This is a genomic window from Vibrio proteolyticus NBRC 13287 (genome assembly GCF_000467125.1).
GTDB classification, from domain to species: domain Bacteria; phylum Pseudomonadota; class Gammaproteobacteria; order Enterobacterales; family Vibrionaceae; genus Vibrio; species Vibrio proteolyticus.
This window is the reverse complement of record NZ_BATJ01000005.1, coordinates 252,960-276,040: the sequence shown is the minus strand read 5'-3', so window position 1 is coordinate 276,040 and position 23,081 is coordinate 252,960. Positions and strand designations below refer to the sequence as shown.

Sequence of the window (23,081 nt, the reverse complement as noted above, 5' to 3'; positions counted from 1 at the left end):
CATTTAAGAGTGATTCGCAACGCTTGGCAGTTTCGCTTCGCTCAAGTATAGCCAAGCGCAGCTCACACCTTAATGCGGCGTTATGAGGCATATGGATATTCAATTAATACAAATAGAAAGTGATGAGTTTGAAAGTCTATTTTCTGTTGTGAAACAGGGGATTTATTCGCATGTCGATGCCGTCTTTGGTTGGTGTGACGAGTTTCAGGCCAATCGTTTAAAAAGTGACTATGAGCCGCATTGGTTTCACTGGGTTTATCTCAATAACACACAAGTTGGAATGCTATGCTTCAAGCCTTACGACAATGCACTTCATGTACATTTACTTATTGTGTTTCCAGAATTTCAAAATCAAAAACTGGGTGAAAGGGTCATGAATATGGTTCAAGAAATAGCGCGAGAGCAAGGGCGTAGTTACGTAACCTTATCAAGCTTTACTCGAAATGAGTCAGCGGTCAGGTTTTATAAATTTCTTGGATATGAGGTGACTGAAAGCGATGAAAACTTCCTTTCTCTGTCGCTTCGAGTTGCCTCATAACAAAGCGTTTAAGGCAGATTCGCAACGCATGGCATTCTTGGTTCAAATTGAGTTTTGTGTTTACGGTGTAATGGTTTAGGTTAGGTGTAGGCGTCGCTCACTACTTAACGCGGCGTTAGCCCTAGGAGGAAGTAATATGAAATCGGCACTTTTAGTCGTAGATGTTCAAAATGGAGTTTTTGGTTCCACCAATCCTCCATATTTATCTGAATGTGTAATAAGCAACATTAAGCAATTGTTGGGTTACGCTAGCTCGTCTGAAATTAAAATTGTATTTATACAACATGAAATCCCGGGAGTACTCGAGCCAGGAAGTGATGGCTGGCAACTGTTTTCAGATTTAACAATTAACGATTCTAGCTATAAGATTCGCAAAAGAACTCCAGACTCGTTCCATGATACAAACTTAAGAGAATATCTAGATGAAAATGAGATTGAGCATGTACTTATATGTGGCTATTCAACAGAATTTTGTATAGATAGAACGGCGTTTAGTGCTGCAAGCAAAGGCTACAAAGTTACCTTGATAGAGGATGCTCATACAACACACGGTAAGCCTCATTTAGATGCACCTTCGATTATCGCACACCATAGCTTTACTCTATCCAAGCATCCCAATATTGTTCTGAACTCTACAGCAACGTTGACTTCGGGCTAACAAAGCGTTTAAGAGGGATTCTCAACGCTTGGCAGTTTTGGTTCAAAGTTTAGCTTTAGTGTTTATGACACAATGGTTTAAGTTGGGTGGCATCGCGTTGTTCACCCCTTAACGCGGCGTTAGTTGCCAACGAGGGAAAATGTAACTAAAGCAGAATGTTTAGGGCTAATGTCCATGTGTTTTTTGGCTAGGTTTTCGTATTTCAATTTCTAGTTATTTGGGTTTGTAAAAATCGTGCTTTGGTGCTTTGTGCGGTTTGGGTTTTCTGTTGTAGACGCTGATTGTCTTGTTGAAAGTCTGCTCTGCTGCATTGTCGCTCCAAAAGGTTTGTTTGATGTTCAAAGTCCGTTTTCTACGTCGTTGTAAATTCCAAGTGGTTTCAGTGACAGGCGCTTTTAAACTGCGCCTGACTTGAGTTTTACAAAATACGTAAAGGTCTTGTTGGCAAAGCGGTAATAAACGTCAAATCAAATCCTTGGGTTTGGCAACTAACAAACTGTTCAAGAGGGATTCCCAACGCTTGGCGGTTTAATGCTAAATTTGGTAAAAGTGTTTACGGTGTAAATATTTAGGTTGGGTGGTTAGCGTTGCTCACCGCTTAACAGGGCGTTATGTAGCTTTATAAATATTGGTGTTTATATCCAGTTGTCTTAGGCAAATGGTTCGCGGATACTTCATCTATCGCAAGGTGTGGCGAGCATTATGTTATCGAAACGTCTGTGTGCAATGTCGGTTCCGTTCGTTAGGTTCTCCCTACACAAAAGCGATCTTTGTCGCTGGTCGATTTGAATCCACAGACGCTGGTCTTTTTGTCTGTCCAATTTCGTGAACCACTTCAGGTAATTTGAGCGCGGCAAGATTCGCTGCTTGTTCAGCTTTTCTTGGGTGGCAAATTGAAGCTGAAATACAGGCTACATAACAAAGCGTTCAAGCGGGACTCATGCCGCGTGGCATTTTTGGTTTGCGGTGAGTTTTGGTGGTGAAAGTGGTCTGCGGAAGGTTGGTTTATGCGGCATTCACCCCTTAACGCGGCGTTATATTAATATTTGGAATTTCGTATGTTTGATGAAGAAGTTGTAATAGAAATCTACGAGTGGTACGAAAATATAGAATCCCGTTTATCTGATGTAGTGGGTATTGTTCCACTATCTTCGGAGAAGGATCTTGCAAAGATTCACTCTCCTAGACTTGTATCTATCATCATTGAAACCTGCTCTGTCATTGACACATTACTGCGAGCTCAAATGCCAGAACGATTTAAGCGCCCGGGTGCCAAAGGGAGGGAAATGACAAGAAATGGTGCCAATATCTATGATTACCACCGTGAATTAGAAAGTACCTTGAAATTGACTGAAAGTAAGTCTGTTCTTTTAAAAGGAAAGCCATTGTTGTTGTGCCCATTTGAAAAATGGAGTTCTACTTCCTACTCTAGTCCGATGGCTTGGTGGCGTGTTTATAATCGTCTTAAACACAATCGTATAGAATCAAGTAAAGAGGCTAACCTGCTTCATTGCGTGAATGCGTTGTGTGCATTGAAGCAAGTTATGACGAAAATTCCAGATGTTATGCGTTTATCCCTTAGGTTTAACTGGGTTCAGGATTCAACGGTAAATCCTGAAATACTGTTACCGTTGCTGCATAAGGTTAACGAGTGTAATTACCTCGCATACACTGAATTTTTTGCTACGTTCTTGATGCCTGTTGAGCTTGGTTCTATTGATCAAATTCGCCCCAGACAATGGGGAAATCATAATCAGCTGTCAGGTCACATAGGGCGGTGGTAATTAATATAACAAAGCATTTAAGAGTGATTCGCAACGCTTGGCATTTTCGCTTCGCTCAAGTATAGCCAAACGTCGCTCACACCTTAATGCGGCGTTATACGCTTATTGACCAAGGAGGGTCATGAAATGAAATTAGCACAGTTAAATATTGCGCTTGCCAAATATCCTTTGGATGCGCCTGAAATTAAAGAATTTGTAGACAATTTAGACCTGGTTAATGGCATAGCTGAAGAAAGTGAAGGTTTTATCTGGCGTTTAAAAGACGACTCTGGTGATGCTACAAGCATTAAGTTGTTTGATGATCCAAACATGATTGTAAATATGTCAGTTTGGGAAAATATTGACTCACTTAAAAATTTTATGTTTCGCACTAGCCATAGAGATTTCATGCGCCGCAAAAGCGAATGGTTTCATCGATTGACAGAAGATACTTATGTTTTATGGTGGGTTGAAGACGGCCATATACCAACGCCACAAGAAGCGTTGTCCCGCCTTCAACATTTGCGAGACCACGGAGATACGCCATTTGCTTTCACATTTAAAACGAACTTTACTGAAACAGATCTTGTGTGAACTACGCGTATAACAAACTGTTTAAGAGTGATTCGCAACGCGTGGCATTTTTACTATGCGTTGAATTTAGTGTTTAAGGTGGTATGCGGCGGCTTCGGTATTGCGCTGCTCACACCTTAACAGGGCGTTAGTTTGCAAGAGGAAAAACGCAGCCATATCGCAAGATCTAGTGGTAAAAGCTCAAAGCTGAAATTGTCGTATTGGCGTTCAATTTCAGTGTTAATTAGCGTGGTGAAAATCCAAAATTAGCATCGTTTCAACGGTTGATTTGTTCTTTGGTGCGGCGACTTTGGGGTTAACTGAGTCGAACTTTTTTGCTGAAACTCTGCTCGTTGAGTTTGTTGGTACAAAAGTCGGTTTACTCGCTGAAATGGCGTTTTCTCTGGTGTGGTAAGTTCACGTGGTTTCAGTGGCTTTGTTGAAAGTCCGCATTGTGAGAATGGTTTTCCAAAAACGCTTTTTGGTGTTGTGAGTTCGTTTTCTGCGGCGTTGTTTGTTCCACGTGGTTTCATTGACTAGCCGCTTTTAGACTACGCCTGACTTGAATGCATCAAAGCACATAAAGTTTATTGTTTGCAAAGTTTAAAATAACGTAAAATCAAAACTTTGGGCCTGCAAACTAACAAACTGCTCAAGAGGGATTCACAACGCGTGGCATTTTTACTATGCGTTGATTTTAGTGATTAAGGTGGTTTGCGGCGGCTTCAGTATTGCGTTGTTCACCCCTTAGCAGGGCGTTAGTACGGGGTTGGCATCAAAGGTCAAAATTTAGGTGTTTATCGGTTTCGTTTCCTAGCTTTACACCTTAACGGGCGTGCCTTTCACGTTCTTTCCGGTGGCACTATATGCTGAGTTTCCGCTTTGACTTCACCGTTTACGGCTTCTAACTTTTTGGTTATTTCGTGGGTGCGGCTTCTCTTGTGTGGCTGGTTTTTGCCTTAAATTCGGTTCTTTGGTGTGGTTGTTAACGTTTCGGTGACCGAATCCTTTGCTAATTTGAAATTGGTCAAAATAGGGTAGTTGGGCGTGTTTTTCTTCTAGCCAACTTGCGTTTTGAGGTTGAGTTCTAGTTTCGCAGTTGTCCCTTTGGCTTTAGCGTTTTAAGCCAACAGTTTCGTGTTATATTTCAATATCTTGGTGCAAATCAAAAGGTTTAGGAACAGCGTACTAACAAACAATTTAAGAGTGATTCGGCACGCGTGGCATTTTTACTATGCGTTGGCTTTAGTGGTTAAGGTGGTATGCGGAAGCATCGGTATTGCGTGCCTCACACCTTAATTGGGCGTTATATTGCCCCGATAAATTCTGCTATTTAGAGCTTTAAAATGATAAGAAAGTACAACGAAAATGACATGGATTCAGTTCTTGAAATTTGGCTTAAAGCGTCAGTTAAAGCTCACGATTTCATTTCGGCTGAGTTCTGGGAATCTCAAGTAGAAAACATGCGTAGCATCTACATTCCAGCTTCAGAAACTTACGTTTACGAAGCTGAGTCGAAAGTAGTTGGCTTTTACGCACTGTATGAAAATAGCCTAGCTGCTATATTTGTCTCTCCTGAACTTCAAGGTAAAGGCATTGGTAAGCAACTATTGAGTCATGTTAAAACTCAGAGGGCGGAATTGAGTCTTTCTGTATACAAGGAAAATCAGGCTAGTTATCAATTCTATTTGTCTCAAGGCTTCAAAGTCGTGAGTGAGCAATTGGATGAGCACACTGGACATCCAGAGTACACAATGAGTTCGGGCATATAACAAACTGTTCAAGAGGGATTCGCAACGCGTGGCATTTTTACTATGCGTTGGTTTTAGTGTTTAAGGTGGTTGGCGGCGGCTTTGGTATTGCGTTGCTCACCCCTTAACAGGGCGTTATACAACAAGAGGTAGTACGGTGAAAACTCCAAACTTATTTAGTTTCGCAACAAGTGAACTTTCACAAGATGCTTTCATCTGTTGGTTCCTAAGTTGGGCGGATCCTGCATATGAACAGTCAGACTCTAGTTTGCATAAATGTTCGATTGAGTTCCTTCGTAAAATTTTCAAAAAGCACTCGCTTATAGCTCCAGTAAATATATCGAAAATTGAAGTCACAAAGCAGGATAAAAATATAGATGTCCTGTGCGCAATTAATGAGCAGTATGCAATCCTTATTGAGGATAAAACTTGGAGTAAACAACATTCTGATCAACTTAATCGCTATAAGTCTGAGATTAATTCCCGCGGATATACCGAAGATAATATATTGCCAATTTACTACAAAACTGAAGAACAAAGTGATTTATCTGAAGTTCTAAAAAGTGGATATGCCCCTGTGTTGAGGTCAGATATTCTCGCAGTTCTTACTCAATACAAGGGAACAAATGAAGTTTTATTAAACTATCGTGAATATTTGGAAGGTCGACAGCAGCGTATCGAAAGTTTTAAGACATTACCAATCAAAGATTGGCACTGGGATAGTTGGGTTGGTTTTTATCAATATCTACAAACGAAACTACAAAACGGCAATTGGGATTATGTCGCAAACCCTAGTGGTGGTTTTCTAGGCTTTTGGTGGTCTTGGAACTTTGATAAAGACTGTGACCATTACCTACAACTTGAACTAGAAAAGTTGTGTTTTAAAATTTGGGTCGGTGATAACTGGGATAAACGTAAAACTCGTAATTATTGGCATGAGTTAATCACTGATTGTGCTGCCAATTTAGGAACTGATCTAACGGTTAGCAAGCCTCCTCGTTTCGGTAATGGTAGCTTTATGACGGTATGTATAGCGTCTAACGAGTACCGTATTACTGATGAGTATGGTGTAATTGATTTAGTGAAAACGATAAACATGCTCAAAGACGCTGAAAAAATCATCGAACATGCAAGTTTGTTGTATAACAAAGCGTTTAAGACGGATTCCCAACGCTTGGCATTTTCGGTTTGATTCAGCTTTGGTGTTTACAGCACAATAGTTTAAGTTGAGTGGCATTGCGTTGCTCACCACTTAACGCGGCGTTATGTGGTAGGAGAGAAGTTATGACCCCTTCGGCTATTCTTGTTCATGTTCCAGATGTCGCGAAAGGGCTTGAATGGTATAAGAAAGCCTTTCCAGAAGCTGTTCCAATTTATCATCCAGATTTCGATTTTACTGTACTTGATCTAAATGGCTTTTCCTTAGAAATTGTCCAAGCAGACGAAAAGGTTGGTACAGGTAAAAATGGCACAGTTATCTATTGGTCTGTTGGCAACTTATACGTTGCGTTAGCCCACTTTGAAGCACTTGGTGCCTATCTTTATCGCGGTCCAATGGCAATAGAAAATGGGCTTTCAATGTGCCAAGTAGAAGACCCATTTGGAAACTTAATTGGTCTTCGTGGGACTACCACATAACAAACGCTTTAAGGCGGATTCGCAACGCATGGCATTTGTAGTTTGCGGTAAATTTAGTGATTTAGGTGGTATGCGGAAACATCGTGTTGCGTTGCTCACCACTTAAGCGGGCGTTATGTTGCCCCGATAAATTGACAATCTAGAGTTCTAAAATGATAAGAAAGTACAATTCAAATGACTTAGATTCAGTCCTTAAAATCTGGCTTGAAGCATCTGTTAAAGCTCATGATTTTGTCTCGGCTGACTTTTGGGAGTCTCAAGTTGAGAGCATGCGTAATGTTTATATCCCAGCGTCAGAAGTTTTCGTATACGAAATCGAGTCGAAAATAGTCGGCTTTTATGCGTTGTATGAAAACAACTTGGCAGCTATATTCGTGTTTCCTGCATTTCAGGGGCAAGGTATCGGTAAGCAATTGTAAAGTCATGCTAAAGCACAAAGAGCGATATTGAGCCTTTCCGTATATAAGGAAAATCAGGCTAGTTATCAGTTCTATCTGTCTCAAGGCTTTACAGTCGTCAGTGAGCAATGTGACGAGCATACGGGACACCCAGAGTACACAATGAGTTCGGGCACATAACAAGGCGTTTAAGAGGGATTCTCAACGCTTGGCAGTTTTGGTTCAAAGTTCAGCTTTTATGTTTATGGCACAATGGTTTAAGTTGGGCGGCATCGCGTTGTTCACCCCTTAACGCGGCGTTAGGTATCAAAGAGGAAAACATGAAATATCTCAAACTTGTGTTGTATTCAGTGTTAGCAATTACGTACTCAAACTTCGTTTGGGCTAATAGCTGTGATGCAGTAGACGATAAAGTACTAGATGCAATGGCTAAGACTCTCGATGTTCGTGTGGATGAAATTGCTATTGATAAGACATTCTATGCTCAAAACTTTGATACTGATGTTTTAGATCTCATAACTGTAGTTGTTGATATTGAAGAAGCTATAGGGGTTGAGCTTAAAGACGAAGATGTAGTCGATCCGGTAGTTTATTTTGATGAAGAAGAGTTTAAGCCAAAAATTAAAAACAAAGTAACGGTCCGAGAGTTTCAAGAGATAGTTCACAAAGCCTGTGCTAACTCTTTGCACTAGTTGTTGAAATACCTAACAAATTGTTAAAGAGTGATTCGGCACGCGTGGCATTTTTGGTATGCGTTGGTTTTAGTGGTTAAGGTGGCATGCGGAGGCTTCGGTATTGCGTGCCTCACACCTTAACAAGGCGTTAGGTGCTAGAGGGAAAAGGTAGATATGGAAATCGCTTTTCGGCAAATAAGTATCGATGATTTAGACTTATGCGTAGATGCTAGAAAAGATGCATACTTTTGTAGTTTCGGTCATTATGACGGATTCGATGATTTCATTAATGGTTATCGCGAGCGAGTTATTGAGCGTTTGGTGACTCCAGAGTGGTTCTACATTCATATTTTTGTTTCTGGTCAGTTCGCAGGACAGTTGGAGTTTCGCAGTTTTTCACCAGAGCCTGAAACTGGTTATGTGCATCTGATTTATTTAAAATCAAATTTCCGTGGCTTAGGGCTAGCTCCTAAGTTGCAGGATTACATCGTAAATGTCTTGTTTAGAGCAGGTTGTAAGCGTGCAGTACTTTCAGTAAGTCGAACTAACACTAGGGCTCTTACTTTTTACAAGCGCCACAATTGGGAGTTTGTGCGTAAGAATCCAAAGCACGATGAAACTGACTTTTATCAACTGTGGTTACGCACCTAACAAATTGCTTAAGCGTGATTCAGCACGCGTGGCATTTTTAGTATGCGGTGCTTTTTGTGTTGAAGTGCTATGCGGCAGCTTAGTCATTGCGTGCTTCACACCTTAGCAAGGCGTTATGTCTTTGGAGAAAATGTTGAGATGTTCAATCAAAAGAAAAAGAAGCAACACTACGTATGGAGACGTTACCTTAAGTCTTGGTTGGTAGGGGGTAAGCTTGCATGCATGAGAGATAAGAAACATGTATTTTCTACTAAAGACTTAATGAACGTTGGTCAACAAAGCTACTTTTACAAGGTAAATAGTTTAACTGAGCAAGATGTAAATTATGTGCGAGATTTGTTTTTAAGTAATGTAGGTGAATCGACTAATGCTATTTTCGATCGATTATTTTCTCTTTTTCTTCAGGTTGAGCATGTAGAGAAACTACCATCAGATGGAAATCATGTTGGAATAGAAAATCTAAAAAAGCACTATGCCAATAACCTTGAAGAGGAAATTCAATCTGACATTGAGTCACAAGGTGAACCTTGCCTAACTCGGTTACTGGTCGGAGATACAAGCTTATTTGAAAATGAAAAAAGCGCGGCACATTTTTTAAATTATATATGCATGCAATATTTGCGTACTAAAAAGCAGCATGATGCCTTAGTTTCAGGGGCAATTGGGAAAAATAGTGAACAAATAATAAAGTGTGCTAACTTAATTCGGATTGTATTCTCATCAAAGTTAGCTGCCAACCTATATGCTAATAGATCTGACTATAAGTTAGTTGTTGCAAAAAATAATAGTGATATCCCATTTATTACTTGTGATCAGCCAGTAGTAAATTTCTTAGACACAAGATTAGACTCAAGCGAGGAAACAAAAGAGTTTGGTCTTTATTATCCAATTTCACCTAATTTGGCTGTATTTTTGGTTAAAAACGAAATTTTTGGTTCTGTAAAAGAAATGAGTTTTGACCAATTATCTGTTGAAGAGTTTAACCAAATTACACTCAACGCATCATATGAGCAGGTTTATTCTTCTTCGGAAAAACAGTTAAGGGATTTGGCTTCAAAAATAAAGACATAACAAAGCATTTAAGAGTGATTCGCAACGCTTGGCAGTTTCGCTTCGCTCAAGTATAGCCAAGCGCCGCTCACACCTTAATGCGGCGTTATGCCTTTTGGAAGAAAATATGAAGTTTTACAGAGCAGATGAATATCAGGCATCTTGTGAAGAACTGTATCGGAAATACAAGCTTGAGATAAAAGTCTTGCTTCCGGACGCAGTGATTGAGCATATTGGCGCTTCTTCTATCCCTCATGCTGTATCTAAAGGTGATCTAGACATACATGTCGGCGTTGACGGCAATAAATTTGAGAAAGCAATAGAGTTAATTTCTACTTTAGGCTTCAATGAAAAATCTGACACGCTGAGGACTTCGGAACTTTGTATGTTGGAAAGTTCTTCTGGCGAGAACGTCGCTTTCCAAGTGGTTGTTATAGGTTCGGAGTTTGACTTCTTTGTGGTGTTTAGAGACAAACTTCGTGAAAGCCCCGTGCTAGTTCAACAGTACAATGAACTAAAAATGTCCTGTACAGGTTGGTCTCACGATGAGTATCGTCGAAAAAAGTCAGCTTTTATTGAGCACGTTTTAGGACAGGTATAACAAAGCATTTAAGAGTGACTCACAACGCTTGACGCTTTCAGTTTAAACTTGGTTTCAGTGTTTAAGGTGCAGTGGTTTGGGTTAGGTGTTATAGCGCTGTTCGCACCTTAATGCGGCGTTAGTACGGGTTTGACATCAAAGGTCATAAGTTTTGGTGTTTATCTGTTTTGGCGCTCGTCTTTACACCTTTCAGTTAGTGCCTTTCACTTTCTTTCCGGTGGCACTATATGCGGAGTGTTCGCTTTGATTTCAGCGTTTACGGTTTCTAACTCTTAGCCTATTTCTTTGGCGCTTCTTCATTTTCGTGGTGGCTTTTGAGAGAACCTTGATTACTTTTGGTGTGGCTGTTGAAGTGCGAGGAAAGAATCCTTTTCTAATTTGAAGCTAGTGAAAGTAGGGCAGTTCAGAGTGTTTTTCTTCTAGCCAACTTTCGTCTTCCAATCGAGGTAAAGTTTTGTAGCTGCCCGTCTCACTTCAGTGTTCAAAGCCTTTCATATCATGCCAGTTTTCAATATCTTGGAGCGCATAAATAGAAGTAGCGCATGTACTAACAAATTGCTTAAGAGTGATTCGTAACGCGTGGCATTTTTACTATGCGGTGGCTTATGGTGATTAAGGCGCTGTGCGGTAGCTTTTGTATTGCGTTACTCACACCTTAGCAAGGCGTTAGTTTTTACAAGGATAGGTGGCTGATTAGACATGATTGAAATTAAAAAAATTATTCCAACATTTGTGACTTTAATTGGTGTCATTGCTGCCGCTATCGGAATTGTTCAGTACTTTGAATCAAAGCCTTCTCATGATCTTACGGGTCAATGGGGATTAAACCTTGTTATAGAAAACACTGCGTATAATCCTTATCAAGGTTTGGAAGTCGGCTACCAAGTGTATTTGAATCAAACAGGTGATAAGGTTACTGGTACGGGTGAAAAAATCACTGAGAACCTCAAAGATCTACCTATCTCTCAAAGAGTCAAAATCGATATGCAGGGACGTTTAGTAGGAGCTCAGTTAGATTTGCTTTTTACATTATACGGACATAAAAGAGACACTATTGGCCAGTTTCGGCTCACTTCTATTAGTGATGATGAACTTGAAGGTACATTTTCGACTACCGGTGCTAAGGCAAGTGGTTCAGTGAGGTTAACTCGCGCTGTTTTAGTCCAAAACTAACAAGGCGTTTAAGGCGGATTCACAACGCTTGGCATTTTCGGTTTGCTTTGAATTTAGTGTTTACGGCACAATGGTTTAGCTAGGGTGGTAGCGTTGCTCACCACTTAACGCGGCGTTATGTGAATGTTGAGTTCAGAGGATAATAATGACAATAAATGACCGAAATAGGCTGGCTTTCGGCTACACAAATCATGATGCTTCAACGAAAAGTTTTCTCCTAAAGAATTTCAATAAAGCAGTCAGTTACAACTCAAACTTCTCAGGCTGCACATTTGATCGTACTTCACTAGTCGGAACAAAGTTTAAATTTTGTAATATGGCTCGTGCATCGTTTAAAGGTTGTTTAATTCGTGGTGCGTTATTTAGAAAGTGTAATTTAGAGAGTGCTGTATTTTCCGACTGTATTATTGCAGCGTCGACTTTTGAGAAAGCAAAACTTAAGAATGCGCAATTCATAAACTGTAAAGTTATTGGCTCAACGAACTTACGTACATTCCTTCCGGAAAAGTATTTTGTTAACACTGAGTTTTACGACAATTATCCGCCTGCAAGTAGCTTTGACCTCCCTCTTGTGGGGGTTGTAAATCAGCTCAGAGAGCATGATTTGATCCGTAGGTCGACAGTCTTGCATCGAAAAAAAGGAAAGCTGGATACAATCTCTTTAGGAGTCTTGGTTGAAGAGTTTGGTGAAAGTAATCTTGTCGCTATTCTTCCTGAAGCTGCGTTGTTAATTGAGCGTGAGTTTCATACTCTCAGTTACATACAAAACGTATTGCGTAAGGTCATTAACGGTGGTAGCTTTTAAATCCCCCGGTCTTGCTACCCATAGAACTCTGGTGCTAACGGTTAATGCTAGTCTACGGACTGATGCGGGGTTACAGCGTTAATTGTTTCAAAGTTAGTGGAGGTATTGCCTATGGTAATGGATGTTTTAACAATTTCATCTTTCGTTGCGTTAATTCTATACAAAGTGGTTGTAAATATCAGTTCTATGTTTGGTGGTGAGATTGACCTTCTGTGCTATAAAAAATTCACATAACAAAGCATTTAAGAGTGATTCGCAACGCTTGGCAGTTTCGCTTCGCTCAAGTATAGCCAAGCGTCGCTCACACCTTAATGCGGCGTTAGTACGGGATTGGCATCAAAGGTTAAAAGTTTTGGTGTTTATTGGTTTCGTTTCCTCGCTCTACACCCGAACGGGCGTGCCTTTCACGTTCTTTCCGGTGGCACTATATGCGGAGCGCTCGCGTTGATTCCACCGTTTACGGTTTCTAACTTTTGGGCTATTTCGTTGGCGCGGTTTCTTTTGTGTGGTTGGCTTTTTAGCATTCAATTCGGTACTTTGGTGTGGTTGTATAAATCTGCTGACCGAATCCGTTGCTAATTTGAACCTGGTCAAAATAGATTAGTTTGGCGTGTTTTTCTTCTCGCCAATTTGCGTTTGGAGATTGAGTTCTAGTTTGGCGGTTGTCCGTTTGGCTTCAGCGTTTTAAGCCAACAGTTTCGTGCTATATTTCAATATCTTGGTGCAAGCCAAAAGGTTCTAGAACAGCGTACTAACAAACAATTTAAGAGTGATTCGGCACGTGTGGCATTTTTACTATGCGTTGGTTTTAGTGGTTAAGGTGGTATGCGGAAGCATTGGTATTGCGTGCCTCACACCTTAATTGGGCGTTATGTTTATGAATGAAATACGAGGTTGATTTGAGAGATAAGAAATTCCTGAGAAAGGCTTTTGAACATATCAAAAGTGCTCATCAAGGTATCGAACGGAAAAATTATCAACAAGAGGCAGCATACGTTTCAGCGGTAATGGGGCGTTTAAATGGAACGATAAAAGACCCTAAAACAAGTGGTACATTAGAATTTAAGTTCGAAACGGTGGTTGTAAATGATCGTGGTCCCGGTGCTGCTGAAAATAAGTATGGAGCTGATTTTGCAATTGTCTTTAATAAGAAAGGTGTAGAAAATGGTTGTTCCAAAGCTATTCTTGGGCAAGCAAAAAACGGAAAATCAGATGACCTGAGTAAGAGAGAGCGTACTCGCCTAATTGGTCAATGCGATAAGATGTATAAACATACAGCGGATTATATTGTTGTTGAAGCACCGCAAGGTGGAGATACTGGCCCTATGGTTCGTATTGGTGATCAACGAGAGCAATTAAAAATTGGTAAAAGCCGAATAAGTTTAGAGCACTATATAATGAATAAATTGGTCGGGTGCCATCATGGTGATCGCCGAGATGATTTTATCGACGCTGTGCAGGATAGCTCTTTATCCAAACTAGAAATAATTACTAATGGACTGGATTTAGATTTAGATTTAACTCGGGGTGACCGTTCGCTTGAACCATAAACATAACAATCTGTTTAAGAGTGATTCGCAACGCGTGGCATTTTTACTATGCGTTGCGTTCAGTGTTTAAGGTGGTATGCGGGAGCTTCGGTATTGCATTGCTCACACCTTAACAGGGCGTTAGCACTGTGTTGGCATCAAAGGCTAAAAGTTTCTGTTTTTATTGGTTTCTTTTCCTCGCTTTACATCTGTTCAATTGTGCCTTTCAGGTTCGCTCCGGTGGCACTAGATGTGAAGTTTTCGCTTTGAGTTTATCTTTTACGGTTTCTAACTTTCGGGCTATTTCTCTGGCGTGGTTTCTTTGGCGCTGAGAATTTTTCGGCAAAACAAGGGTTTCTTTGTCGCTGTTGTTCAAGTTCGAAGCCCGCATTCTTTGCTAATTTAAATGCGGTGAAAAAGGGCAGTTGAGCATGTTTTTCTTCTAGCCAACTTACGTCTTGATGTTTGTTTTTAGTTTGGCAGTTGTCCGTTTGGTTTAGTGTTTTAAGCTATAAGTTTCGTGCTATATTTCAATGCCTTGGCGTGTGCCAAAGGCTTAAAGGGCAGCGTGCTAACAAACAGTTCAAGAGGGATTCAGCACGCGTGGCAATTTTGGTATGCGTTGGTTTCGGTGTTGAAGTGCTATGCGTCGGCTTGGTCATTGCGTGCTTCACCCCTTAACAGGGCGTTATATGCACGGGAGAGTTCAGTGGAAGAAAGAATCCGAAAGAGGGAAGTCAAAGTCTGCCCTATAGTGCTTAGAAAATCAGGAAACAATCGCGAGTTACTGCTGTTTGAACATCCATTAGCTGAAGTTCAGTTGGTTAAAGGCACATTAGAACAGTCGGATATTTCTATTGAAAGTGCCGCCTTGAGAGAGCTGAAAGAAGAATCAGGGTTATCTAGCGTATCAAGAACTCGCTACCTAGGTAGTTGGGAAAGCGGGTTTCAAAATCATTTGTGGCACTTCGTACTTTGTGAAATAGAGCAACAATTACCGAATAACTGGAGTTTCTTTACGCAAGACGACGGCGGGCATGAATTCAATTTCTTTTGGCATAAAGTAAGCAGTCAGCCCGATTTTAGGTGTCATAAAGTATTCTCTGACGCCATCAAACAAGTGGAAATTCTGTGCATATAACAAACAATTTAAGAGGGATTCACAACGCTTGGCATTTTTGCTTCTACTTCAAGTTTAGTGTTTATGGCACAATGCTTTAGGTTCGGCGGTAGCGTTGCTCACCCCTTAACAGGGCGTTATGTGCTTTCGGAGAAAACGATGAATAAGTATCTAATCATCATATTAGCTAGTCTTTCGTTTGGTGCTCTTGCTGAAGAAGAGTCCATTGACTGTAATAATGCGATGACCACAATCGAGATAAACCAATGTGGCGCTATTGAACTAGAGTCAGCACAAGTTAAATTAGACAAATATCTAAGCACTAGCTTTGAGCATAACTCTCATGACCCAGAACTGATCGCGGCAATTAAGCTTGCGCAACAGGATTGGCAAGCATATATGTCCTCTCACTGTGATTCGGTTTATACGCAATGGCGTGATGGAACTATTCGTGGAATTATGGCGATATCGTGCAAAACTAAGCTAACTAAACAAAGAACGCACGAGTTATGGGAAAACTTTTTAACTTATATGGACAGTACCCCACCAGTTTTGCCGGAGCCAAGTGTAGAGTAGGTTTCAACCACGCACATAACAAACTGTTCAAGCGGGATTCGCAACGCGTGGCATTTTTACTATGCGTTGGTTTTAGTTATTAAGGTGGTATGCGGCGGCTTCGGTATTGCGTTGCTCACCCCTTAACAGGGCGTTATGCCGAGGAGATGAAATCATGAATATGAAGGAGTTTTCAAGTTTGGTTGGCTTGTCGTCACACACTCTTCGATATTATGAAAAAATAGGCTTACTCAAGAATATCCAACGAAATAGAAGTGGGCACCGAGTATATACTTCGAAAGATTTGGGGTGGATTGAATTTGTGAAGCGCCTAAAAGAAACGGCGATGCCTCTCGAAGAAATTCTGGAGTATGCGCGGCTAAGGGAGTCAGGAGTAGATACTGTATTACAGCGTCAGATGTTGCTAGAGCAACACCGAGAAAATTTGATAGTTCATATCGAGCAACAACAGTCACATCTTATTGCCTTAGAAGAAAAAATTAAACTTTATAATAATGGAAAAGTTCGTTGACTTAGAGTGAACTCTAACTTGTATGGTGTGCTTGTACTTACGAAATAGGAGCATACCAATGGACAAATCACGTTTTGATACCGGTCTCGAATTATTAATAAGCATTGATGGCGAAGCCGGAAAAAATGTTATCGAAAGTTTGCAAGATATCTGCCCTGATTTGGCCAGGTATACAATAGAGTTTCCTTTCGGGGATATATATGCACGTACAGGGTTGGATGTAAAATCGCGAGAAATCGCAACGGTTGCCGCATTAACAGCGCTAGGGAATTGTGAGCCTCAGCTTAAAGTTCATTTAAATGCCGCTCTTAACGTTGGTTGTAGTGAAGATGAGCTCAAAGAGGTCATATTACAAATGTCAATTTATGCAGGTTTTCCTGCCGCTTTAAATGGAATGTTTGCTTTTAAAGAAGTGATCACCGAGCGAAAGGCATAACAAAGCATTTAAGAGTGATTCGCAACGCTTGGCAGTTTCGCTTCGCTCAAGTATAGCCAAACGCCGCTCACACCTTAATGCGGCGTTAGTTCTGGAGATATTCGGGCGTTAGTTTATACTGGCTTTGTTGCGTATGCTATTCTTTACTCTGATACATAGGAGTCGGATTTATGCCAGAGCTAAATGAGATAATGTTGAGCATATCAACTTTAGAATTAAACAAAGGTCTAGATATACTAGGAGTCCTTAAACAAGGACTAATTGGTCTAATTTTTTTATTGTCAATGATGGCATTTAGGCTTCTATCTACAGAGCAGAAAAAGGATAACCCCAATGCAACTGTTTTAGGCTCTATATCTAAATATATGTACCTAAATACCTTTTTAGCATTAGTGGTATCAAGCTCTCAGTTTTTTGGTCCGTTGCCTTCAAATAAAGAATATGCTCTTACAGCAACAGTTTCTGATAATGTAAATAGCGTAGTTGTTTGCTCAAAGTCACACCTTAGCAATAGAATTGTGCTAATTACAAATTTGGAGAATCAAAGCATTATTCAGGCACAGGCTAATGGAGTTGCATGTGGCGATAAGCCTGAAATGATTTGGCTCAGTAAGGAGCACGCTGAAAATCTAGGAATTGTAAACAAAAGTGCGAATGTTACAGTTCTTGCCGCACAACCAGGCCAGCAATTTACAATGTTCAAAGGATAAGGTTATGAAAACTACAATATTAGTTTTATTGCTACTTTTAGCACCACCTGTTTTTGCTGATTGCCCTTATAATGGCAAGTCTTATGCAGAAGGATCTGTAATTGGACCTTACACATGTAAGAATGGAAAATGGGAGAAATAGAACTAACAAAACATTTAAGAGTGATTCCCAACGCTTGACATTTTTCATTCCATCGTCGGGGTTCGTGTTTACGGTGGTATGGTTGAGTCTATTTGTAGCGTTGCTCACACCTTAATGCGGCGTTAGGCAAATGAAATAATTACATCATTACAAGGAAATAAAATGAAGTGCCTCAATCAGACAATTACATTACTAATAGTGTTATTTTCGGTAAATTCTTGGGCCGGCAGTCATGAGGATGCTGCTCATGAACTAATGGATGCAATGGAGTTGAATCAGTTGATGTCGGAAACAATTGACTCAATGCTAACAATGCAGCTTCAATCAAACCCTCAACTACAACCCTTTGAAAGTACGATGAGAGAATTTTTCGCCACGTATATGAGTGGTGAAAGCTTAAGAGATAGTTTCGTTGAGTTGTATATGAGCGCTTATACAGAAAGGGAATTACGAGAAATAACGGCATTTCTGAAGACCCCAACGGGTAAAAAGTCGATTCGGCTGACACCTATGCTTACAGCGCAAGGGGCAGCCATTGGTCAACAGCGAGTAATGGAAAATGCTCATATATTAGAACAAATGATTAGAGAAGAGTCTGAAAGAATAAAGCAATTGCAGGGCAAGTGAGCGCGGTTGGTATTTGCCTAACAAAGCATTCAAGAGGGATTCACAACGCTTGACAGTATTGGTTTGAATTAGCTTAAGTGTTTACGGCACAATGGTTTAGGTTGGGTGGTGGCGTTGTTCACCCCTTAATGCGGCGTTAGCAATACAATGATAGTTAGGAGGATTAATGCCACATTTCGTAATGGATTGTTCAGAAAGTATTTTAAAGTCTCATGATGAAGAGTTTATTATCGAGCAAATTTTTTTGGTAGCTCATGGTACAGGGCTGTTTGATGTGAATGATATCAAGGTCAGAATAAACTCTTTTCAAAAGTACTCAGTGGGTAATAAGCGAGAGGAGTTTATTCATGTGTTTGCATCTATCATGCAAGGAAGAACTACAGAACAGAAGGCGATACTATCACAACAAGTAGTGTCAAAGCTTGTTGCCTTGTTTCCGAATGTTCCCAACATCGCTATGAACATAAGTGACTTTGAAAAGGCTACTTATTGTAATCGTACAATGCTGTAGTGAATTGCTAACAAAGCGTTCAAGACGGATTCACAACGCTCGGCATTCTCAGTTTGTCTCTGCTTAAGTGTTTAATGGTTTAGGTAGGGTGACAGGCGTTGTTCACCACTTAACGCGGCGTTAGTTGCCTTATCAATATTGCATGTTCAATTTACTGTACAAGTAGAGTGGTGGGTACTATACTTGTTCCATTAAACGTACATGTGGAGGTTCTTATGAGAATCGTATCTTTTACTGAAGCTAGAAATGGTCTCAAAGCTGTTTTAGACGGTGTAGTTAATGATGCTGATACAACAGTTATCACACGCCGTGATTCTGAGGATGCAGTAGTTATGTCTTTAGACTACTACAATAGCCTTATGGAAACAGTGCATTTACTACGCTCCCCTCAAAATGCTGAACACCTAAACCGTTCTATAGCACAGTACCGTGCTGGTAAAACAACAGCACGAGAGTTAATTGATGAGTAGTAGTCAACGTTTATTGTCGTGGACAGATGACGCTTGGGATGACTACCTGTATTGGCAAACTCAAGACAAGAAAACACTCAAGCGCATCAATAAACTCATCAATGATGTAAAGCGCTCTCCATTTGAGGGCATCGGTAAACCGGAGCCATTAAAAGAAAACTTATCTGGTTTTTGGTCTCGTCGTATTGATGATACTAATAGACTTGTTTACGCAGTTGATGATCAAGCGATAACGATAATTTCATGTCGTTACCACTACTAAATCAGGTTCAGCGATTTGGCATCTAACAAAGCATTTAAGAGTGATTCCCAACGCTTGGCAGTTTCGCTTCGCTCAAGTATAGCCAAGCGCTGCTCACACCTTAATGCGGCGTTATGTGCTTTGTCCAATTTTGAGGCTCAATCCATTGTTCTCTCAGGCAATTTGTTCTGATTTTTCGGCAAGTGAGCATTGGTTATCCAAATTCTTGGAGCTCTCAGCCAATTGTGCAAACCAAGTATCGTGGGTTGCCTCATTCAATTTTCGAGTCGGTGCGTAGGTAGTTTATCTGGCTTAAATCGCTGCTAGTTTCAGTATTTTTGGTACTGATTTACTCGTTGAAATTCTGCTCTGAAAGTTTGTTTTCGCAAAATGTTTTGTTGGTGTTGAAAGGGCGATTTCTTTGTCGTGAGAATTGTAGTGGTTTCCTGTGGCTAACTTGCATTAAGTGTCGGTTTTTAAATGAACTTTTTTGGCTTTGTTAAAAGGTGTTTATTTGTCTATTGGTCTTTTTTTTTGAAATTTTAACAACAAAATGTGTTGCACATAACAAGGCGCTGAAGAGGGACTGTTAACGCATGGCTGTTTTGGTTTAAATTGGGTTTTGTGGTTAAGGTGGCTTGTTTGAGTTTAGCGTAATGGCGTTCCCAGCCCCTTAGCTTAGCGTTAGTTGCGTCATAGAAAAATTTTAATACGTCAGAAAGGGAAAGTATTATGCCAATAGATTTAACAGAAACTTTGGTTGTTGGGATTTCAGCTACTGCACTATTTGATTTATCTGAAGCTGATGAGATCTTTAGAGAAAAAAATAAAACAGATCCAAACACAGCGATAGACGAATATCGAACATATATGCTTGAGCACGAAGATGAACCGCTAAATGATGGTACAGCTATGCCGTTAGTACGGTCACTGTTAAATCTCAATACGCACAAAAGTCCGGAAGATAATGCGCCAATAGTCGAGGTGGTTGTTATTTCAAGGAATAGTCCGGAAACAGGCTTTAGAGTATTGAATGAAATTCGTCGGAGAAAACTCCCTATTACTCGTTCAGCATTTACAGCTGGTGAAGCGAGTTCGATCTATTTAGACGCTTTTTATGTCGACTTGTTTCTAACTACCAATGAGCAAGATGCTCAAGAGGTCATCGATAGTGGGGTATGTGCCTCGGCATTAGTAAAAAGGCCTCCTCAGTCAGAGGCAAGTTTGAACGAAGACCAAGTTCGCTTTGCTTTTGATGCGGATGCTGTGCTTTTTAGCGAGGACAGTGAAATTGTTAACCAAACGGATGGGTTAGAAGAATTCTGGCGGAGTGAAAATGAAAAACAGGATATCCCTTTACAAGAAGGGCCATATGCTAACCTTCTGAAAAAGTTATCAAAAGTACAAGAAAGGTTACCGGGGCGTATTGAATATTCTCCTGTAAAATTGGCTATTATGACTGCGCGAAATAGCCCTGCGGAGATGAGAGTTATAAAAACCCTTCGAAATTGGAATGTCTATATTGACCAAGCATTTTTTCTTGGAGGTTTAGAGAAAAGCCGCTTTCTAAAGGCCTTTAAGCCACATATCTTTTTTGATGATCAAGATTCACACTTGGACCCAGCGTCAACAGAGGTTCCGAGCGCAAAAGTTCTTTATCCATCAAACTCAATTCTGAATAAAATAATGCAGGAAAAAGCCAAGAAAAAAGTTGATACAGTGCCAGACGAAGCATGCAACTAACAAAGCATTTAAGAGTGATTCGCAACGCTTGGCATTTTCAGCTTCGTGTTGGGTTTTGTGTTTACGATGGTATGGTTGAATTTTGTGGTAGCGTTGCTCACACCTTAATACGGCGTTAGGTTTCAGCTCGCAGCATGTAACCATTCTAATTTAGTAAGTACATAAGAAAATAATGACTAATAAAGATATCATCCGTTCCAACGATCTTGTTGATGAGATGCCGTTGACAGAAATCATGCAACAAGTAAATGAACGTTTCAATGAGAAGCTCTTTCAAGGAAGAGAGAACGGTAAATTAATTAAACATAACCTAGAGTATGGCCTTGGTGCGGAGAATATATTTCGTTCACTCTTGGTCGAGGTGTTACCAGAGAAATACGGTGTAGGTAAAGGGAAAATTGTCACTGAGTCTGGGGCATTGAGCTCGCACTTGGACGTAATTATTTATGACAAGATTCACTGCCCTAAGTGGTTTATTGATGAAAATCAAAACTTACTCCTGCCTTTCGAGTCAGTTTACGCAGTAATAGAAGTGAAAGCTAAGACAAGCTCAAGTGTCTTGAGGAAAGCCTTTGAAGGTTTACAGAGTGTTTCTAATCTAGATTCATATAAAAACATTAGATCTAAGAATGATTTTGTCGACTATAGGCCACCCAAGTTAATGATCTTCTCATTTGAAGACGATAGACCTTTAACGACGATTAAAGATAATTTTTGTCTTCTTTCTGATGAATTCTCGCGAAACTGGAGTTTCAGTCGCTACTCTAAAAAATCTCCCGGTAGTGTTGAAGATAACGGTCATCATTACTTAGTGAGTGGTGTGTATGTATTAGGTAAAGGTGCTGTTTATGCGATGTTAAATGGTAGCGTAAGTATCGGTTATTATGGTGAAAATACATTTGGAATGTTTTTGTCAGGGTTAATCTCGTCTTTAAACTCGATACCTCAGAGTGATTTTAGACCGGAGTCATATATTCATTGGCTTGGCGCAGGGGCAGTTGAGACTTACAAGCGTTAATAATTCAAACCTAACAAACTGCTTAAGAGGGATTCGCAACGCGTGGCATTTTCACTATGCGTTGAATTTAGTGATTTAGGTGGTTTTCGGCGGCTTTTGTATTGCGTTGCTCACCCCTTAACAGGGCGTTAGTTGCCCAGTCGACATAACTAGCTCGCAGGGAATTTTTGTTTTTGGTGTAGTACACGCATAATGCGAATGATATCGCCTTCAACCCAGTATGAAACAATCATTGATATCTCAGGAATAATGAGCATTCGCCCTCTTATTCCGTCTCGTTGGACTCCCATATGAGGTTGTTCTAGAAGGTTCTCCACTTTGGCTTCGATAATTTCATCGGTTTTTTCAGCAGCCTCTGGGTTGAAGTCGTAAAGAAATTCAAAGATCTTTTCACGATCGTTGAGAGACTCTTCTTCCCACAAAATCATAATTTGCCTCGGTTACGGATTTTAGCTTTGCGCTCAGCCATACGTGATTTAGCTGATTCGTGATCAACAAAAGTGGCTTTTCCTGAGTCAAACTTCTCAAAAGCCAAGTTAACTTGTTCAGTTAACCATGCATCGTGAGATAAAGTCTTTCTCTGTTGGTCAGCTAGTTGTTCAGTCAGTTCACGACAAGCGTCACTTAGTGTTCTGCCTTGGCTTTCTGCCATTTGTTGGGCTAGTCGTTTCGTTTCTTCATCAACACGAAACTGAATTCTGGTGTCCATGATGTGCTCCGTATGTTGTGTGTGTACAAATGTTAGCACTGGATTTGGAGTTGGGCAACTAACAAAGCATTTAAGAGTGATTCGCAACGCTTGGCGGTTTCGCTTCGCTCAAGTTTAGCCAAGCGTCGCTCACACCTTAATGCGGCGTTATACGCGTTGGTCTACACTTCACTTTTGCCTGGACGTTGAAACTGGAAAAAACTATCCCTGTCACCAGTAGAAAGAGTGCTGTACGCATTTCCTGTTGGTGAGTTTATCTGTAGTGAAGGGGCACAGATTGTAGTGGCCAAAAAGCAGGCTGTCCGTGATATGGTTCAGTTTTGGCTAATATTGCTTGGTAAGGCTGATATCAATGCAGGCCGGAGCTTGTAGGGTTGGTGTGAACTTACTTATTTATCTGATTGATATTGCGCATATTCGTCTTGTACAGGACAAAGCGACACTCTTTTGTGAGTGAGCAAGTCG

28 protein-coding genes and 1 pseudogene are annotated in these 23,081 nt (G+C 40.5%); 27 read left to right on the top strand and 2 right to left on the bottom strand.

The annotated features are described in order from the left end of the window. Positions 1 to 82: 82 nt before the first annotated feature. The 27 genes and pseudogenes from VPR01S_RS08760 to VPR01S_RS08635 all read left to right on the top strand — a co-directional run bounded on the left by VPR01S_RS08760 (position 83) and on the right by VPR01S_RS08635 (position 21,907). Positions 83 to 538: a GNAT family N-acetyltransferase gene (locus VPR01S_RS08760; RefSeq protein ID WP_040902438.1), complete on the top strand. Its 456-nt coding sequence runs from the start codon at positions 83 to 85 to the stop codon at positions 536 to 538. 136 nt (positions 539 to 674) lie between these two features. Then, a complete protein-coding gene (locus VPR01S_RS08755; protein WP_021704957.1) occupies positions 675 to 1,196 on the top strand; it encodes a cysteine hydrolase family protein in 522 nt (173 codons plus the stop codon). Positions 1,197 to 2,254: 1,058 nt separating this feature from the next. Further along, positions 2,255 to 2,980 carry a hypothetical protein gene (locus tag VPR01S_RS08750; protein ID WP_021704956.1) on the top strand — a complete coding sequence of 242 codons (726 nt, stop codon included), beginning with the start codon at positions 2,255 to 2,257 and terminating at the stop codon, positions 2,978 to 2,980. 126 nt (positions 2,981 to 3,106) lie between these two features. Beyond that, positions 3,107 to 3,553 (top strand): DUF3291 domain-containing protein, encoded by a 447-nt coding sequence (locus VPR01S_RS08745; RefSeq protein WP_021704955.1) that lies wholly within the window; start codon positions 3,107 to 3,109, stop codon positions 3,551 to 3,553. A gap of 1,325 nt (positions 3,554 to 4,878) precedes the next feature. Next, positions 4,879 to 5,304, top strand: a complete 426-nt coding sequence (locus VPR01S_RS08740) for an N-acetyltransferase (RefSeq protein ID WP_021704954.1) — start codon at positions 4,879 to 4,881, stop codon at positions 5,302 to 5,304. A 136-nt stretch (positions 5,305 to 5,440) separates the two neighbouring features. After that, positions 5,441 to 6,475: a PD-(D/E)XK nuclease family protein gene (locus VPR01S_RS08735; protein WP_021704953.1), complete on the top strand. Its 1,035-nt coding sequence runs from the start codon at positions 5,441 to 5,443 to the stop codon at positions 6,473 to 6,475. Between the two features lie 92 nt (positions 6,476 to 6,567). Then, positions 6,568 to 6,921: a VOC family protein gene (locus tag VPR01S_RS08730; RefSeq protein ID WP_021704952.1), complete on the top strand. Its 354-nt coding sequence runs from the start codon at positions 6,568 to 6,570 to the stop codon at positions 6,919 to 6,921. A gap of 152 nt (positions 6,922 to 7,073) precedes the next feature. Beyond that, positions 7,074 to 7,499 (top strand): annotated as a pseudogene (locus VPR01S_RS08725) (N-acetyltransferase). Positions 7,500 to 7,639: 140 nt separating this feature from the next. Next, complete coding sequence (locus VPR01S_RS08720; RefSeq protein WP_021704950.1) at positions 7,640 to 8,011, top strand: acyl carrier protein; 372 nt, start codon at positions 7,640 to 7,642, stop codon at positions 8,009 to 8,011. 156 nt (positions 8,012 to 8,167) lie between these two features. Continuing rightward, the gene (locus tag VPR01S_RS08715) at positions 8,168 to 8,644 is read left to right on the top strand and encodes a GNAT family N-acetyltransferase (RefSeq protein WP_021704949.1); all 477 of its coding nucleotides are present in this window, start codon (positions 8,168 to 8,170) and stop codon (positions 8,642 to 8,644) included. 69 nt (positions 8,645 to 8,713) lie between these two features. Then, complete coding sequence (locus tag VPR01S_RS08710) at positions 8,714 to 9,715, top strand: DUF4238 domain-containing protein (RefSeq protein ID WP_245580783.1); 1,002 nt, start codon at positions 8,714 to 8,716, stop codon at positions 9,713 to 9,715. A 106-nt stretch (positions 9,716 to 9,821) separates the two neighbouring features. Continuing rightward, positions 9,822 to 10,295, top strand: coding sequence for a GrpB family protein (locus tag VPR01S_RS08705; RefSeq protein WP_021704947.1), 474 nt, complete (start codon positions 9,822 to 9,824; stop codon positions 10,293 to 10,295). Between the two features lie 699 nt (positions 10,296 to 10,994). Further along, complete coding sequence (locus VPR01S_RS08700; RefSeq protein WP_021704946.1) at positions 10,995 to 11,468, top strand: hypothetical protein; 474 nt, start codon at positions 10,995 to 10,997, stop codon at positions 11,466 to 11,468. A gap of 145 nt (positions 11,469 to 11,613) precedes the next feature. Next, on the top strand, positions 11,614 to 12,273 hold the full coding sequence (locus tag VPR01S_RS08695) for a pentapeptide repeat-containing protein (RefSeq protein WP_021704945.1): 660 nt from the start codon (positions 11,614 to 11,616) through the stop codon (positions 12,271 to 12,273). Between the two features lie 881 nt (positions 12,274 to 13,154). Beyond that, positions 13,155 to 13,823: a hypothetical protein gene (locus tag VPR01S_RS08690; protein ID WP_021704944.1), complete on the top strand. Its 669-nt coding sequence runs from the start codon at positions 13,155 to 13,157 to the stop codon at positions 13,821 to 13,823. Positions 13,824 to 14,511: 688 nt separating this feature from the next. Then, on the top strand, positions 14,512 to 14,943 hold the full coding sequence (locus tag VPR01S_RS08685; protein WP_021704943.1) for an NUDIX hydrolase: 432 nt from the start codon (positions 14,512 to 14,514) through the stop codon (positions 14,941 to 14,943). Between the two features lie 138 nt (positions 14,944 to 15,081). Then, positions 15,082 to 15,498: a lysozyme inhibitor LprI family protein gene (locus tag VPR01S_RS08680; RefSeq protein WP_021704942.1), complete on the top strand. Its 417-nt coding sequence runs from the start codon at positions 15,082 to 15,084 to the stop codon at positions 15,496 to 15,498. Positions 15,499 to 15,652: 154 nt separating this feature from the next. Next, the gene (locus tag VPR01S_RS08675) at positions 15,653 to 16,009 is read left to right on the top strand and encodes a MerR family transcriptional regulator (RefSeq protein WP_040902437.1); all 357 of its coding nucleotides are present in this window, start codon (positions 15,653 to 15,655) and stop codon (positions 16,007 to 16,009) included. 58 nt (positions 16,010 to 16,067) lie between these two features. Beyond that, entirely contained in the window at positions 16,068 to 16,445 is a 378-nt protein-coding gene (locus VPR01S_RS08670; RefSeq protein WP_021704940.1) for a carboxymuconolactone decarboxylase family protein, read from the top strand. A 170-nt stretch (positions 16,446 to 16,615) separates the two neighbouring features. Then, complete coding sequence (locus VPR01S_RS08665; RefSeq protein ID WP_021704939.1) at positions 16,616 to 17,155, top strand: hypothetical protein; 540 nt, start codon at positions 16,616 to 16,618, stop codon at positions 17,153 to 17,155. 4 nt (positions 17,156 to 17,159) lie between these two features. Beyond that, entirely contained in the window at positions 17,160 to 17,297 is a 138-nt protein-coding gene (locus tag VPR01S_RS22625; RefSeq protein ID WP_156008694.1) for a hypothetical protein, read from the top strand. Between the two features lie 162 nt (positions 17,298 to 17,459). Further along, complete coding sequence (locus VPR01S_RS08660) at positions 17,460 to 17,924, top strand: DUF2059 domain-containing protein (RefSeq protein ID WP_021704938.1); 465 nt, start codon at positions 17,460 to 17,462, stop codon at positions 17,922 to 17,924. A gap of 166 nt (positions 17,925 to 18,090) precedes the next feature. Further along, a complete protein-coding gene (locus VPR01S_RS08655; RefSeq protein ID WP_021704937.1) occupies positions 18,091 to 18,435 on the top strand; it encodes a 5-carboxymethyl-2-hydroxymuconate Delta-isomerase in 345 nt (114 codons plus the stop codon). A 215-nt stretch (positions 18,436 to 18,650) separates the two neighbouring features. After that, complete coding sequence (locus VPR01S_RS08650) at positions 18,651 to 18,905, top strand: type II toxin-antitoxin system Phd/YefM family antitoxin (protein ID WP_005526636.1); 255 nt, start codon at positions 18,651 to 18,653, stop codon at positions 18,903 to 18,905. After that, on the top strand, positions 18,898 to 19,167 hold the full coding sequence (locus VPR01S_RS08645; RefSeq protein WP_005464459.1) for a Txe/YoeB family addiction module toxin: 270 nt from the start codon (positions 18,898 to 18,900) through the stop codon (positions 19,165 to 19,167). Before VPR01S_RS08650 ends, VPR01S_RS08645 begins: the two co-directional genes overlap by 8 nt. A gap of 711 nt (positions 19,168 to 19,878) precedes the next feature. After that, positions 19,879 to 20,889 (top strand): 5'-nucleotidase, encoded by a 1,011-nt coding sequence (locus tag VPR01S_RS08640; protein ID WP_021704936.1) that lies wholly within the window; start codon positions 19,879 to 19,881, stop codon positions 20,887 to 20,889. Between the two features lie 172 nt (positions 20,890 to 21,061). Further along, complete coding sequence (locus tag VPR01S_RS08635) at positions 21,062 to 21,907, top strand: DUF6602 domain-containing protein (RefSeq protein WP_021704935.1); 846 nt, start codon at positions 21,062 to 21,064, stop codon at positions 21,905 to 21,907. Between the two features lie 149 nt (positions 21,908 to 22,056). Here the strand turns inward: VPR01S_RS08635 and VPR01S_RS08630 are convergent, their stop codons facing one another. Further along, on the bottom strand, positions 22,057 to 22,335 hold the full coding sequence (locus tag VPR01S_RS08630; protein ID WP_021704934.1) for a type II toxin-antitoxin system RelE/ParE family toxin: 279 nt from the start codon (positions 22,333 to 22,335) through the stop codon (positions 22,057 to 22,059). Continuing rightward, complete coding sequence (locus tag VPR01S_RS08625) at positions 22,332 to 22,616, bottom strand: type II toxin-antitoxin system RelB/DinJ family antitoxin (RefSeq protein WP_005497249.1); 285 nt, start codon at positions 22,614 to 22,616, stop codon at positions 22,332 to 22,334. Before VPR01S_RS08625 ends, VPR01S_RS08630 begins: the two co-directional genes overlap by 4 nt. Positions 22,617 to 23,081: the final 465 nt, after the last annotated feature.

Bases quoted from the DNA above. Each gene is read 5' to 3' on its own strand.
- VPR01S_RS08760 (WP_040902438.1), top strand. From the start codon at position 83: ATGAGGCATATGGATATTCAATTAATACAAATAGAAAGTGATGAGTTT.
- VPR01S_RS08755 (WP_021704957.1), top strand. From the start codon at position 675: ATGAAATCGGCACTTTTAGTCGTAGATGTTCAAAATGGAGTTTTTGGT.
- VPR01S_RS08750 (WP_021704956.1), top strand. From the start codon at position 2,255: ATGTTTGATGAAGAAGTTGTAATAGAAATCTACGAGTGGTACGAAAAT.
- VPR01S_RS08745 (WP_021704955.1), top strand. From the start codon at position 3,107: ATGAAATTAGCACAGTTAAATATTGCGCTTGCCAAATATCCTTTGGAT.
- VPR01S_RS08740 (WP_021704954.1), top strand. From the start codon at position 4,879: ATGATAAGAAAGTACAACGAAAATGACATGGATTCAGTTCTTGAAATT.
- VPR01S_RS08730 (WP_021704952.1), top strand. From the start codon at position 6,568: ATGACCCCTTCGGCTATTCTTGTTCATGTTCCAGATGTCGCGAAAGGG.
- VPR01S_RS08720 (WP_021704950.1), top strand. From the start codon at position 7,640: ATGAAATATCTCAAACTTGTGTTGTATTCAGTGTTAGCAATTACGTAC.
- VPR01S_RS08715 (WP_021704949.1), top strand. From the start codon at position 8,168: ATGGAAATCGCTTTTCGGCAAATAAGTATCGATGATTTAGACTTATGC.
- VPR01S_RS08710 (WP_245580783.1), top strand. From the start codon at position 8,714: ATGCGGCAGCTTAGTCATTGCGTGCTTCACACCTTAGCAAGGCGTTAT.
- VPR01S_RS08705 (WP_021704947.1), top strand. From the start codon at position 9,822: ATGAAGTTTTACAGAGCAGATGAATATCAGGCATCTTGTGAAGAACTG.
- VPR01S_RS08700 (WP_021704946.1), top strand. From the start codon at position 10,995: ATGATTGAAATTAAAAAAATTATTCCAACATTTGTGACTTTAATTGGT.
- VPR01S_RS08695 (WP_021704945.1), top strand. From the start codon at position 11,614: ATGACAATAAATGACCGAAATAGGCTGGCTTTCGGCTACACAAATCAT.
- VPR01S_RS08690 (WP_021704944.1), top strand. From the start codon at position 13,155: ATGAAATACGAGGTTGATTTGAGAGATAAGAAATTCCTGAGAAAGGCT.
- VPR01S_RS08680 (WP_021704942.1), top strand. From the start codon at position 15,082: ATGAATAAGTATCTAATCATCATATTAGCTAGTCTTTCGTTTGGTGCT.
- VPR01S_RS08675 (WP_040902437.1), top strand. From the start codon at position 15,653: ATGAATATGAAGGAGTTTTCAAGTTTGGTTGGCTTGTCGTCACACACT.
- VPR01S_RS08670 (WP_021704940.1), top strand. From the start codon at position 16,068: ATGGACAAATCACGTTTTGATACCGGTCTCGAATTATTAATAAGCATT.
- VPR01S_RS08665 (WP_021704939.1), top strand. From the start codon at position 16,616: ATGCCAGAGCTAAATGAGATAATGTTGAGCATATCAACTTTAGAATTA.
- VPR01S_RS22625 (WP_156008694.1), top strand. From the start codon at position 17,160: ATGAAAACTACAATATTAGTTTTATTGCTACTTTTAGCACCACCTGTT.
- VPR01S_RS08660 (WP_021704938.1), top strand. From the start codon at position 17,460: ATGAAGTGCCTCAATCAGACAATTACATTACTAATAGTGTTATTTTCG.
- VPR01S_RS08655 (WP_021704937.1), top strand. From the start codon at position 18,091: ATGCCACATTTCGTAATGGATTGTTCAGAAAGTATTTTAAAGTCTCAT.
- VPR01S_RS08650 (WP_005526636.1), top strand. From the start codon at position 18,651: ATGAGAATCGTATCTTTTACTGAAGCTAGAAATGGTCTCAAAGCTGTT.
- VPR01S_RS08645 (WP_005464459.1), top strand. From the start codon at position 18,898: ATGAGTAGTAGTCAACGTTTATTGTCGTGGACAGATGACGCTTGGGAT.
- VPR01S_RS08640 (WP_021704936.1), top strand. From the start codon at position 19,879: ATGCCAATAGATTTAACAGAAACTTTGGTTGTTGGGATTTCAGCTACT.
- VPR01S_RS08635 (WP_021704935.1), top strand. From the start codon at position 21,062: ATGACTAATAAAGATATCATCCGTTCCAACGATCTTGTTGATGAGATG.
- VPR01S_RS08630 (WP_021704934.1), bottom strand. From the start codon at position 22,335: ATGATTTTGTGGGAAGAAGAGTCTCTCAACGATCGTGAAAAGATCTTT.
- VPR01S_RS08625 (WP_005497249.1), bottom strand. From the start codon at position 22,616: ATGGACACCAGAATTCAGTTTCGTGTTGATGAAGAAACGAAACGACTA.